The following is a 13,267-nucleotide window of genomic DNA, read 5'->3' as shown; positions in this document are numbered from 1 at the left end:
TAAATAGGAAAATAATGGATTCGACACTGCGCTATACAATCATTCCTCATTCAATCTCTGAACATCTATTTTCAGTCGTCATTGAAATACCTCAATTAGACTGTGATGTTGTATCACTCTCTTTGCCGGCTTGGATCCCTGGCAGTTACATGATCAGAGATTTTGCCCAACATATTCACTCAATTTGTGCATTTGATTCCGATAACCAGGCATTAAAGCTCAAGCCCGTTGATAAACAGAGCTGGGAAGTCACAACAAATAAACAAGCTTGCTATATAAACTATCAAGTCTTTGCTTTTGATTTATCTGTACGCGGCGCTTATTTGTTCGACGAATATGCATTTTTCAATGGCACCAGTACATTCTTGCAAGTGGATACTCTCGAAGATCAACCGTGCGAAGTGACTATAGTGAATAAGCAATTCGACAAAGGTTGGAGAATTGCCAGCGCGTTGCGACCCCACACTAATATAGAGCTCTCGGAAATGTGCAAAACACTATTAGAGTTAGAGGATCTGGCTCCCTGTAATACTTATCAGTGCAATGATTACCAAGAACTGATCGACCATCCAGTTTTGATGGGTCAGTTTGAAAAAGCCAGCTTTAAAGTGAAGGATACTCTTTTTCACTTGGTTCTATCTGGAAAAAACGAGACCGATATCGAACAAATCTGCAAAGACCTAGCACCTATTTGTGAGCATCACATAGAGATGTTTGGCGGCTTTCCTGAAGCAGAATATTGGTTTATCACTCTGCTCACCGTTGATGGTTTCGGTGGTTTAGAGCACAGAGCTTCTACCGCTTTGATGTATCCACGTTTTCATTTACCAATGAAAAACAAATTTACCGACACAAATACGATTATTGATGCTAATTATCAGCGATTTCTAAGCCTGTGTAGCCATGAATTGTTTCATACTTGGCATATCAAGCGTAGCAAACCTGAAGTAATGATAGCGCCACAACTCGATAAAGAAAGCTATATGGAGCAACTTTGGATATATGAGGGTTTCACTAGCTTTTTTGATGATTTGAGCCTGGCAAAAACCAAACTAGTCAGTCTTGAAAGTTATCTGGAGCTACTAGCACAAAACATTACGCGCTTAATTCGTACACAAGGAAGACATAAACAGTCGGTAACTGACTCAAGTTTTTATGCATGGACAAAATTCTACAAGCAAGATGCCAACTCACATAATCATATTGTGAGCTACTACAATAAAGGGGCGATCATTGCTTTGTGCTTAGACCTGACTATTCGCCAGCTGAGCAAAGCTCGCTATTCATTACGCGATCTTACTGCGCTCATGTGGCATGAATATGGAAGTAAAAATATTGGAACACATGACAGCGTCGTTCAAGACCTATGTAAAGAACACTTTAATATTGATGTCGGTCCCTTTTTAGAAATTGCGCTGTATAGCACTATCGATCTGCCACTTAGCCAACTGCTTTCGTCGATTGGTGTCGACTTACACTTTCGAGCTAGAGAGAAGCTTAAAGATGCCGGTGGCAAACCAAGCGACACTGCTGTCAAGCATGGATTTGGCGCAAATTATAAAAACCATGGTAGTGGTGTGCTCATTCAATCCATACAAGATGGCTCGCCGGCCAGCAGAGCGGGTTTGCAAGTGGGTGACCTGATCATTAGCATTGCTGACTGGCAAGTTAATGAAGACAATTTGCAAGCCTTAATTGATGCCCAGTCAAACGATACTTGCCAAGTGATCGCCCTCAGGCAAGGCCGAGTTTACTCTTCAGAGTTGACCATAGAAAATGCTATTCTCGACACCGTTTATCTTACCGTGAGTAATGATGAGCACTTTGCACAATGGCTGAATTCCTGATAGTTCAGCCTTATTTGCTTAACCCATTTTCAAGCAACAGAGCCGGATCGAGACGCTCGCGATACCAGTTGATTCTCCAATCTAAGTGCGGGCCGGTCACTCTGCCGGTCGCGCCCATTTCAGCAATTTTATCACCTTGATGTATAACATCGCCTTCTTTCACTGTAATTCTTGATAAGTGAATGAAAGTGGACGAAATGCCCATACCATGGTCAATAATAAGCGTACCGCCAGAGTAATACATGTCGCTGTGCACCAAGCTAACCTTTCCAGAGGCTGGGGCAATTATTTCGGTGCCTACCGGCCCGGCTATATCTAAACCAAAATGAGGGCGTTTGGGAACACCATTAAAAACACGCTGACTACCATAAACACCTGAAATTGGCCCTTTTGCAGGCATTATAAAACTTTCTAAATAGCCGGTGAGAAGGCTATTTACCCGTCGGGCAGCTGCGATCTTTTGGTTGTCTGCTTTGATTCTAGCTTGTACAGATTCTGGTGGGGAAACATATTTGGAAGCAACTCCTTCGATACGTTGAATGGAATATTCTCGCTTTTCCAGCAAGATGTCCTGAGTATGCTTAACGCTTTGATCGTGCTTTTGCCATTCGAGTTGATGACTAAGCGCCGCATCTCTACCAAAGCCTAACACAAAGCTACCATTTGGATGAGTCGCTATGCTTTTGCCATTCAACCAGACTTTGCTTCTTGGAGGCAGTTGACCACGCAATAACGCACCTTGCGTAAATTGTCCCTTCAACAGCAAATCAGAGCCTTGTTGTTCAATATTTGTTGATGCATTCAGCGCTAACGACGGTAAATTACCAGCAATAAGGCCTGTCGACTTTGTGATGACAATCAGTGTAAAAATACATGCAACAATACTAGGGAAATTAAGCGTGTTACGCATCGCTGACAATAGCCCCTTTACCGACACCTTCAAATGCCCTAACCGTAAAGCATGAGTCGCTTTTCAGCTTCAATTCATCAAACATGAATTGAGCAAGACATTCAACGGTTGAGTCAGTGTTAATTATTTCGCAAGCCGATTTGTGAATGGCCATTTCGAATACCCCTTGCGACGCATGGTATTTGAAGCAATAGTATTGTTCTGGATGAATAGCATCGACCTTGAAACTCAGTTCACTTTCGTCAACTAAATCCTCAGCCGTTGCGATGTAAATATCTGCCCAACGCTCGGACCAATACGACTGCCATTTTTGACTAGGCTCTCCATTTTCCTCAATGAGTACTTTAGAGCGATGGCCATGAGCAATTCGTTGACAATTTCCGTCGTGCTTTTTTAAGCCATGAGTGTAGTGGTAGAAGTCAGTAGATATCTCTTCTTCACGCAATAATATCTCTACTTCATGTACATTTTCAGGCAAGTGAACCTTTATTACTTCCTTTAAATAACGAGTAACGGAAGACATAGTCACTTCCGTTGCATACACAAAAGCATAGGCCTCTGGCGGACAGTACAAATGCATGCTTGCCAGATCCGAATGAGCGTTGTGTTGATAGCTAAAGTCTACGCGAACGCGCTCATTCGAGTCATCATGCGTAATGATTGTTCCATCGCAATCAACTGGAACTACTAGCTTGTGGTCAACATATTCGTCGATAACATGCTTCAACTCTTTTTTGACCTTACCAAAATCCTGAACCATGCTTTCTTCATTCAGGCCTCCGTCAAGTATGATATCAACGATCCAACTCTCGCCTACCATGCCCCTTCGCGGACATAAATAGGAAAAGTCCATCACGGTTAGGTCATTTACAAATAGTTTCATCAGACTTATGACCCTTTATTGGCGCGAAGCAATTGATCTTTTAAATTTGGTGGAATACCGCGAATGGTAAGCGTATCTGTATTCGGATCGTAAAGCACGCGCTCACCGAGTAATTGACGGTCAAAATTCAGTGTTACTCCACCACCCGCGCCACTAAATTTGGCCATCGTTTTTATTACTGCTCGGTCGGGTTGAAAGCTAGGTTCAAGAGGCACTTCTTGTTGCTCGTTAAAGTCTTTGAAAGACTGGCCCTCATCTTCGTTTTGCGGGAGGTATTTAGCAATATCGTCAATGCTAACGTCTTCACCATTGTCTATTTGCTCTTTGAAATAAGCGGCAACGCTGCCTCTATGCTGGTTTTTTTCATAAGCGTCGCATTGCTCCTGCGACAAGTACTCATCGACATTTTGCATAAGTTGTTTGTTTTGCTGTTTAACATCAACCTTTTCCTCGCAACCAATAAAGCGCATGAAAAAATCTGAAACCTTTCGACCCATTCTTCCCTTAAGGAAGCTGATATAGCGGAATTGCTCAGGTGTGATTTGCCATTGAGTAATATCTATACGCAGGGCAAGTTGCATTTTTGAAAAATCGAGGTGGTCACTATAGTCCAAATCCATGTTTTGATTCACCGCCACATGTTGCTTAGTGTCAATCAGCGCGATCATTAAATACTGAGTAGCCAAATACTCATACTGACTGTAAATAAGAAAGCCCGTTTCGACCATTTCTTCTTTTACTAAGGTTTCCAGTAAAAACTGTCCACTTTTCACACTAAATTCATGAAAGTCTATTTCGTTTTGTAAGGCTTGATTTAACTGCGCTGCAAAATCGACCTCACTTTCATTTGCAAATCCTCCTACGCCCTTTCCTGGTTTACTGTTGAAGGTACTGTGGAGTTGTTGTGCTAAGGTTTCAATCTCTTTGCTTACGTCAAAGCAAGCTGACCGCGGAATGAAGTGAAGCTTGCCGTCGTCGGACAAACTCAATCGATGTACTACAAATTGATGAATGAGTGCACTCATATGCTAATTAGACTACCTTTAATATGTGTTAAACTACTGTTTAACGCAGAATTTGTTGTAATCGCTGTTTGCAATTACGATGATTTAACAAGACAATTACTTATCGTATGCGAGAACGATTCGCGAATAAGGGTAATTGTACCCAGTTTTTAACCAAAAATCATAGGACATGTTGATGCCACAGCAATCACGTTACTCAAATGCCGAATTTGAAACCGCCATGCAGGATGTTTTTGTCGCACTTGAGCGCAATAATGCCAACCGAGACTTATCACTGATGGTTTTAGGTAACGTGCTATCGAACATATTCACTCAGCAAGTCAGCCCTGAACATCGCGATGCTATGGTGGAACAGTTTTGCGGCGTATTAAAAAAAGCAGCGAAAGGGAATTAGTCGCCTATGATGTTCAACGAATCACCACGTAGGAAACAAATAAACGAACTTGTCGCATGGGGGCACTGGTTTGCCTTTGCAAATATCCTAATTGCTATTGTAATTTCGTCGGTTTATTTGTTGTCGTCTCCAATCGCAAGCACTCCAATCAGTATCGTCTATACCTTCGCGACTTGGTTAGGTCACATCAGTTTTATCACTTTTTTTGGCTTTGTCGTACTGCTACTTCCCTTTTGTTACAAAATTAAACAACCGAGCCTGTTAAAAGCGATTGGCTCAGTTGTAGCAGCAATCGGTTTAGCGCTACTTGCCTTTGATGCCTTACTTTATAATAAAACTGGCTTTCATATTAGTTTAGGGTCTGCAGAATTACTCAAAAGTGAAGCTCAGGGACATATGGGAGCCTTTACTTGGCTACAGTGGTTCTACTTATTGCTGCTGGTCGTTGTTTGGTTGATGTTTCAGCTTGTGCTGGCAAACGCTATACACAAACGCATCAAACGTTTTATGAAGGTCAAAATTGGTGCTTATGTCACAAGCGGGTTTTTGTTATGTTTCGTCTCCAGTCATGCTATTCACGTGTGGGCTGATGCGGAACTATATGCGCCAGTACTTCAACAAGACAATATGTTGCCACTATCCTATCCGGCAACAGCAAAAACGCTGATGTCACGCATCGGTGTTTTCGATTTACAAGACTACAAACAACGCCAAACCCTACAATTTACTGATACCGACTTTGCCTTTACCTACCCTCCAAAACCGATATATTGCTCTGTAGATGCAGGTCAAAAAGTCATTTTTTTAAGTGTACGGAAAAGCGATATTGCTACCCCGCCTGCGGGCTTACGTTCTAGCGGCTATCATTTTGTAAGTTCCAGCTTAAACGGCGATTATCTGAATTCAGTTGTATATGGTTTACCTCAAGCCTTACTGTCGAGTGTCACCGACAATCAACCTGTTTTACTCGCGCTCTCAAAAGCTTTTAATCTCGATGTGAGCATGCATCAGGCGCATAATGAAGAGAGTGATTCAACACAAATTCAACCTTTCTATGCGAATGATTGGTTAACATTTTCAAGCGCAATGAGAACTCAAGGCACTGGTTTGTATATTGCAGATATCAGTGTTGAACAGTACGCAGAAATTGACCTCACTGCGCTTGCAGAAGATGTCACGGTTATGGTGGTGGCTCAGATAGAAGGCAAACCTTACCGTGAACTATTCACAAATATTATGCTTCAAACATCGCTTTCTACCACTGAAGATATTGCTCCTACCATCCTCAAGCAACTTGGCTGTAATGCTACACCCAGCAACTATGCCATTGGTCAGTCGCTACAAAATCCGACTAGAGCATGGTCGGTAAGTACTCAAGGGCGTCATTTGGTGGTATTACATGACGGTCTAATCACCGAGGTTAGCAAAGACGGTAGCTTCGAGATCCGTGAATATATGACAAATGAAAAAGTGCTGAAAGAAATTGATACTCATTTGCTAAGCCGTTCGATAAAACATATCACCGAGTTCTCTGAGCGCTAAACCAGAAGCAAACTGGTGCTCTAAAACATCACTTCTGAAAGTGAGCCAATAGTGCTCACTTTTGTGTTACTGCCTTCATAACGACTGAGCAGCTCAAGTAATTCGTGCCCACTCCCGATGTTAGCGTCACTTCTGTCACCTGCTACTGCAGGAAAGTAAAAAGCCTTAGCCAGTTTTGCCCTTATTGCGCATTCAACATCTAAGGCTTTGTCGCCAATCATCGAGCAATTTTGAGAAAGCACGCCGAAATCACTGATGGCTTGCTCAAGCATACCCGTTTCAGGTTTTCGGCACTGACATTGCTGCTTATAAGCTGTAATTGCAGCCTGCGGATGATGTGGGCAATAATACACCTTGTCTATCCAAGCCCCTTGTTGTTGAAAGACTCTAAACATCCACTGGCTCAAGTCCACAAATTGCTCTTCTGAATACATTCCGCGACCAATTCCTGATTGATTGGTCACAACGGCAACTTTAATACCGGCGACATTAGCTCGTTTAACCAAGTCAACAATGCCGTCAACAAGGTCGAAGTCAGCTGATTTATGCACGTAGCCATGATTGATGTTGATAACGCCATCGCGGTCAAGCAAAAGTAGTTGAGTAGCAACGCTAGTTGTAGCATCTTGGCCTGCAAATGTGGCGTCATGCGACGAGTTCACGATAGACTTTATGCCAAGCACGTTCCCTGTCGTGGAGTCGTAATTATTCATCCGTGATATCTTGCCTTTCGTTAGCCGCTTTTAGATTGATCTTGATAAATGCCTGAATATAGAAGTGCGCTGTCACACTATGCAAGCTATCTTGAATATCTTGTTTAGCTTGACTTGATGCTTTCCAAAAATAAGGAGTCATTTGCAACAAGGCCAAACGCTGCTCGGCATTTTCAAGTGGCACATCAAACTTCAGCTTTTTTGCGCTTATTCTTGAGAAGCCTGACATTTCTTTATCGTGACACTCATGCAACACTGGGTTGTCGTAAATCTGTTTTTTAAGTTCATGTAAGTGCTGTTCTGCTGGTTCAACAATCACCAACAATCCGCCTTCCTTTAATACACGAAAATACTCTTTATCGCATGCTGGTGCGAATACTTGATACACAACATCTTGACTTTCATTCACTAAGGGAATGTTCACTGTTGAGGCAACCACAATCTGGCTGTTTTTATTTTTCTTTGCTGCTGCCAGCGCTGCAGATTTAGAAATATCATGCCCGTTTATGCTAAACGAGGGGCCTAATAATGCTGAAATCTGGTCTATATAATGTCCTTCACCACAACCAGAATCATAGACAAGATAAGGAACTCCGTCGTTACGCGGTACGGACTGACTTGCATTTTTTGAGTCTTGTTCAATAACGTTGTCTGTATTTTCCGAAATGTCAGCGCAGAGGTGTTGTTGAATTAAGCTCGCCACGTTTTTCGCTAGCGCTAAGTATGGTTTAGAAAGGAAGAAACGGCTGCGAGCTTGTATCATGCCCTGGTCATCACCGGGGCTTTTCGAATTTTTGTTTTGAACGGGTAGCAGATTCACATAGCCTTGCTTTGCGCGGTCGAAACTGTGTTTATTCGTACATTGCCATGCACTGAGCGCTATATCAGATTGAAATGCTTCGTAGCAAAGCGGACATCGCCACATAGTTGTCAGCCTAAGCCGTTTTGTTAAGTTAGCGCAATAATATCATAGCCTAGCGCCAAAAGCCTATGTCTGAACAAGGGGTAAACTCAGAAATTAGGCTTTTACTGGCCGCTTGTAAAGTTATTATTTTGCTTTAAAAGCAGTAAAAATACTCGAAAAATCTAGTTTCCCATTGCCAGAACGACTATGTAATTGAAATAATGACTTTGCCATCGAACCCATCGGTACAAGGGACTGGTGATTATTTGCTGTACTCATGGCAAGCGACAAATCTTTATTCATCAAATCAACCATAAAGCCTCCTGCATAATTATTTGATGACGGGACTGAATCCATAACACCCGGGCAAGGGTTATAAAGTTCAAGTGTCCAGTTTCTACCCGAGCTCTGCAGCATTATTTCCGACATTACTTTGGGGTCAAGACCGTTGTCAATGCCAAGTTGCAAGGCTTCTGAAGTACCTGCCATCAGCACCGCTAGGAGCATATTGTTGCAGATTTTTGCAACTTGCCCAGCGCCGATAGCACCCGCATGAAAAATATTCTTACCCATGTCTTCCAATATTGGCTTAGCAGTAGCAAAGTCAGCATCGCTGCCACCGACAATAAAAGTCAATGTGCCGGCTGCTGCCCCAGCAACCCCTCCTGATACCGGAGCGTCAACAAAGGAGTGCCCGTTAAGCATAAGTTTCTCACCAATAGACTTCGCAGTGCTCGATTCTATTGTGCTACAGTCAACAAACAAAACACCCTTCGGAAGCACACTATGTAGCGCAGGTGCTGTGTCGCTTCCAAAATACAAGGCTTCTACATGTTTACCAGCGGGCAACATTGATACGATCACGTCAGCATCAACAGCGGCCTCAATTGCACTAGCGCATGCCGTAGCACCAAAGCTGGCAAGCATATCAACTTGGCTTTCTACTAAATCGTATACTTTAACGCTATGACCGGCAGTGACGAGGTTTTTAGCCATCGATGCGCCCATATTTCCTAAACCATAAAATGCAATATTCATATCGTTTACCTCGTGCTCAAGTGGCTGAGCGGGTTATTTTCATCATTGAAATAATTGAAATGCGCCTCAATCAAGCTATCCGGAACGTGTTCAGCGGAGCTATATCGCCACCTAGGCGATTGGTCTTTGTCGATGAGCAACGCGCGAACGCCTTCTTGAAACTCGCCATATAAACTGCAAGAAAGTGCCATGGATAGCTCCTGCTGAAATGCCTCGGCGAGACTCATTGATTTGGCGCGAATGAGCTGTTCTATCACCAAACGGACGGTAATAGGGCTGCCTCTATCGAGAGTTGCACTTGCTTTCTGCAGCCAAGTGTTTCCAGGGTGCTTTTCAACTAAACCATGGATGACGCTCGTGAGCTCTTGGCTGTTAGTACAAGTGTCTAAAGTCGCTAAATCCTTGGATAAACTAACAAGCTTAGCGCTTAGTTTATTGACTACCTTGCTTTTCGCCTCAAGAAGCTCAAGCTGCTTGCGAACCGCGTCATGACTAATGTTCTCTAAACTTGATAAGCCCTCAATTAAACTCGAAAACAAATCTGCATCAATCGCATGCGACGCTAGCCTAAGCTCTTTGGCATCAATAGCATTGAAACTGGCACCAGTGACACCTAAAAACAAACCTAATCCAGCAGGCATTCGATTCAGAAAATAACTTCCGCCAACGTCAGGGAAAAGACCTATGGTTATTTCAGGCATAGCAATGCGAGAGCTTTCAGTAACCACCGAGAAAGCTGATGCGGCAAACAGGCCTAAGCCTCCTCCCATGACAATTCCATTGCCCCAGCATATTAGCGCCTTAGGATAATTGGCAAGATAGAAATCAAGCTCATATTCCCGCGTGAAAAAGTCTTGTAAAAAAGCCGGCGCTCGAGCTAAATCCGTTGTTGGCTCGATTGCTTGCTTTCTGCGTTCTTCTACCATTGATTTATACATAGAGACTACATCACCGCCGGCACAAAAGGCTTTCTCTCCCGCCCCTTTCAGAATGACGGCTTTAACGCTACTGTCGGCTTCCCATTCTTTGAGCTTTGCGAGCAAGCTTTCGACCATTTGAAGATCAAGCGCGTTCAGTGATTTGGGTTTATTCAAGGTGAGGATACCTAGCTTCGCACCCTGTTTGATGGGAAGCAATTCTGCCAACACAATACCGTCATTTACAGTGGACATCTGCTCACTCCTACAAAATTTCGATATCCGAAGAAATCAGCCTACGACCTATAATCACTCTCATGATTTCATTAGTACCTTCTAAAATTTGGTGCACGCGCACGTCACGAACGTGACGCTCAAGCGGGTACTCCTTGATGTAGCCGTAGCCACCATGTATTTGTAAAGCCTGATTGCAAACTTCAAAACCAATGTCGGTAGCAAAACGCTTTGCCATTGCGCAATAAGTGCTTCTATCCGGATGCTTATGATCTAATTTGCTTGCCGCCAGTCTTACCATTTGACGAGCTGCAACCAATTCAGTCGCCATGTCGGCTAGTTTAAACTGTAAAGCTTGAAAGCTAGCCAGTGGTTTGCCAAATTGTGTGCGCTCTTGCATATACGCTTGCGCAGTATTAAGCGCTTGTTGAGCAGTACCAATAGAGCATGTTGCTATGTTGACCCTACCGCCATCTAAGCCTTGCATTGCGAATTTGAAGCCTTCTCCCTCAGCGCCGAGTAAAGCCGATGCGTCTAGCTCGACATTATCGAAGGTTATCATTCTTGTGGGTTGAGCATTCCAGCCCATTTTCTCTTCCGCTTTGCCGTATTCAACACCTTTGGCATCAGCTGGGACAACGAAAGCTGACACTCCCGAGGCACCGCTTCCGCCTGTTCTTGCCATAACCACTAGCACTTGTGTGGCACCAGCGCCCGAAATAAACACCTTTGAGCCACTTAAAACATAGCCTTTTTCGGTTTTTTTTGCGTTTGAACGCATAGAGGCTGCATCAGAGCCAGATCCGGGTTCGGTGAGGCAATAGCTTGCGATTTTCTCACCACTTACGAGGTCGTCCATCCACACGCTCTTGACCTCGTCGGTTCCCCAAGTCGCAATCATCCAAGTCGCCATATTGTGTATGGTAAGCATCGCAGTGGTCGTGGTGCATCCAGTCGACAGTTGCTCAAAAATAATTGATGAATCAAGCCTCGACAGCCCCAGTCCGCCAGACTCTTCTGGGGTATACAAACCGCAAAAGCCCAGTTCTCCTGCTTTTTTGATCGCTTCAATTGGAAATATATGCTCTGCGTCCCACTTTGCCGCATTCGGCGCTAGCTCTTGATCAGCAAACTGCTTCGCTGTCTCAGCAAATGCTTTTTGATCATCGCTTAATTCAAAATCCATACTTTTCTACCTCGTATTTCACATTTACTTTAGTTCGATGGTCATGTTCGGGCCCGACGGAATATCATCGTCTAGCCACCTTGCGGTAATTGTCTTAGTCTCAGTGTAGAAACGAACGGCTTGTTTACCGTATGCGTGCAAATCACCGTAGAAAGAGTTTTTCCATCCGGTAAAAGAAAAGAATGGCAAAGGCACGGGTATTGGCACATTTATACCAACCTGCCCGACTTCGATGTCACTTTGATACTTGCGAGCAGCGGCACCACTTGCTGTAAAGATAGATGTGCCATTGCCGTAAGGGTTGGCATTCACAAGTTTGATTGCGTCTTCTAACGTGTCTACCACCATGCAACATAATACTGGCCCAAAAATCTCTTCTTGGTAAATACTCATATCTACTTTCACATCGGAGAAAACTGTCGGACCTACCCAGTTTCCACCTTCATAACCTTCGAGCGTGAAGTCGCTACCATCGACTAAACATGTTGCGCCCTGCTCTTTACCTTCCTGAATCTTCTGCAACACTCTAGCTTTCGCTTGAGGGCTTATTAGTGGACCATAGCCTGCATTGTCATCATTCCATAAGCCGGGAGTCACTTTTGCAATACGCTCAGCTAACTCAGGGATCCACTCCTTGCTATCCCCCACAAAAACAGCCACAGAAATAGCCATACAACGCTGACCGGCAGCGCCTACGCTGGCGCCAACCAAATTATTCAATACAAACTCTTTGTTTGCATCAGGCATTATCACTGAATGATTCTTAGCACCAGCAAAGCACTGTGCTCGCTTCATATTGTCGGTTGCAGTCTTATAGATATGTTGCCCGACCGGAACGCTACCCACAAATGAAACCGCTTTAATGGCAGGCGCATTGAGTAGGTAGTTCACTTGATCTTTACCGCCATGCACAACATTCAAAACACCATCTGGTGCACCTGCTTTCAAAAAGAGTTCAGCAAGCTTCATTGGTGTTTTGGGGTCTTGCTCTGATGGTTTCAAAACAAAGGTGTTTCCACAGGCAATAGCCATTGGGAACATCCAAAGCGGTATCATTGCAGGGAAGTTGAAAGGAGTAATACCCAAGCACACCCCCAAAGGCTGAATCATACTGTAGGTATCGATGTTGGTTGCCACATTTTCAACGGTCTCACCCATCATCATCGAGCAAACGTTAGCAGCCTGTTCAACGACTTCGATACCACGCCAAACATCACCCTTTGCGTCGGCAAAGGTTTTCCCTGTTTCTTCCGATAATATAGTAGCAATCTCGTCGTGATGTTCTTTTAATAGGTGTTGGTATCTCATCATAAGTCGCGCGCGTTCTGGCACGGGTACTTTTTTCCACGTTGAGAAAGCGGTCTCGGCGCTACTGATTGCACTTGCAAGTTCTGCATCGGTTGCGCACGGGGCATGCGCAATAACAGAGTTGTCAGCTGGGTTCGTTACCTCAATAAATTGAGAGGTGGCAGAAGAAACGAACTGGCCGTTGATAAGTTGCTCTATTTTATTCATGTTCAACCTTTTAAATGTTAGGCAGTAGTTGAGTTACAATTTAGGCCATACAGTAAACGCACATAACCTTTACGTAAACGTAAAGTATAAGCACGTGAAGCCAGTCATGTAAAGTTATTGTTACAAAATAGTAAAGAGTGCAATCTGTGAGCAAAGCCA

General features: G+C 43.8%; 12 protein-coding genes. 3 read left to right on the top strand and 9 right to left on the bottom strand.

From position 1 onward, the window contains the following. Positions 1 to 14 precede the first annotated feature (14 nt). Positions 15 to 1,847 carry a M61 family metallopeptidase gene (locus ISG33_RS04790; protein WP_195732377.1) on the top strand — a complete coding sequence of 611 codons (1,833 nt, stop codon included), beginning with the start codon at positions 15 to 17 and terminating at the stop codon, positions 1,845 to 1,847. A 10-nt stretch (positions 1,848 to 1,857) separates the two neighbouring features. Here ISG33_RS04790 and ISG33_RS04785 read toward each other — a convergent pair whose 3' ends face one another. The 3 genes from ISG33_RS04785 to yejK are packed head-to-tail and all read right to left on the bottom strand — an operon-like array spanning position 1,858 to position 4,665. Beyond that, positions 1,858 to 2,757 (bottom strand): M23 family metallopeptidase, encoded by a 900-nt coding sequence (locus ISG33_RS04785; protein WP_195732376.1) that lies wholly within the window; start codon positions 2,755 to 2,757, stop codon positions 1,858 to 1,860. Then, complete coding sequence (locus ISG33_RS04780; RefSeq protein WP_195732375.1) at positions 2,750 to 3,640, bottom strand: 6-carboxytetrahydropterin synthase; 891 nt, start codon at positions 3,638 to 3,640, stop codon at positions 2,750 to 2,752. The genes ISG33_RS04785 and ISG33_RS04780 overlap by 8 nt, the downstream gene beginning before the upstream one ends. A gap of 5 nt (positions 3,641 to 3,645) precedes the next feature. After that, entirely contained in the window at positions 3,646 to 4,665 is a 1,020-nt protein-coding gene (gene yejK / locus ISG33_RS04775; RefSeq protein ID WP_195732374.1) for a nucleoid-associated protein YejK, read from the bottom strand. A 175-nt stretch (positions 4,666 to 4,840) separates the two neighbouring features. Between yejK and ISG33_RS04770 the strand changes: the two genes are divergently transcribed. Continuing rightward, positions 4,841 to 5,059, top strand: coding sequence for a YejL family protein (locus ISG33_RS04770; protein WP_195732373.1), 219 nt, complete (start codon positions 4,841 to 4,843; stop codon positions 5,057 to 5,059). A 6-nt stretch (positions 5,060 to 5,065) separates the two neighbouring features. Continuing rightward, on the top strand, positions 5,066 to 6,601 hold the full coding sequence (locus tag ISG33_RS04765) for a DUF3413 domain-containing protein (protein WP_195732372.1): 1,536 nt from the start codon (positions 5,066 to 5,068) through the stop codon (positions 6,599 to 6,601). 20 nt (positions 6,602 to 6,621) lie between these two features. On the opposite strand, the gene ISG33_RS04760 is transcribed toward ISG33_RS04765, so the two are convergent. The 6 genes from ISG33_RS04760 to ISG33_RS04735 form a co-directional block, all read right to left on the bottom strand. Next, positions 6,622 to 7,314 carry a D-glycero-alpha-D-manno-heptose-1,7-bisphosphate 7-phosphatase gene (locus ISG33_RS04760; protein ID WP_195732371.1) on the bottom strand — a complete coding sequence of 231 codons (693 nt, stop codon included), beginning with the start codon at positions 7,312 to 7,314 and terminating at the stop codon, positions 6,622 to 6,624. Then, entirely contained in the window at positions 7,307 to 8,239 is a 933-nt protein-coding gene (locus ISG33_RS04755; RefSeq protein ID WP_195732370.1) for a putative RNA methyltransferase, read from the bottom strand. The genes ISG33_RS04760 and ISG33_RS04755 overlap by 8 nt, the downstream gene beginning before the upstream one ends. A gap of 123 nt (positions 8,240 to 8,362) precedes the next feature. Next, positions 8,363 to 9,256 (bottom strand): 3-hydroxyisobutyrate dehydrogenase, encoded by an 894-nt coding sequence (gene mmsB / locus ISG33_RS04750; RefSeq protein WP_195732369.1) that lies wholly within the window; start codon positions 9,254 to 9,256, stop codon positions 8,363 to 8,365. A 5-nt stretch (positions 9,257 to 9,261) separates the two neighbouring features. Further along, a complete protein-coding gene (locus tag ISG33_RS04745) occupies positions 9,262 to 10,428 on the bottom strand; it encodes an enoyl-CoA hydratase/isomerase family protein (RefSeq protein WP_195732368.1) in 1,167 nt (388 codons plus the stop codon). Between the two features lie 10 nt (positions 10,429 to 10,438). Continuing rightward, the gene (locus ISG33_RS04740; protein WP_195732367.1) at positions 10,439 to 11,593 is read right to left on the bottom strand and encodes an acyl-CoA dehydrogenase family protein; all 1,155 of its coding nucleotides are present in this window, start codon (positions 11,591 to 11,593) and stop codon (positions 10,439 to 10,441) included. Between the two features lie 24 nt (positions 11,594 to 11,617). Continuing rightward, positions 11,618 to 13,108, bottom strand: a complete 1,491-nt coding sequence (locus tag ISG33_RS04735; protein WP_195732366.1) for a CoA-acylating methylmalonate-semialdehyde dehydrogenase — start codon at positions 13,106 to 13,108, stop codon at positions 11,618 to 11,620. Positions 13,109 to 13,267: the final 159 nt, after the last annotated feature.

Origin of the sequence: Marinibium conchae (assembly GCF_015595035.1) — a bacterium.
Classification (GTDB): Bacteria; Pseudomonadota; Gammaproteobacteria; order Enterobacterales; family Alteromonadaceae; genus Glaciecola.
The sequence above is the reverse complement of the archived record's forward strand: the minus strand, read 5'-3'. Positions and strand labels throughout refer to the sequence as shown.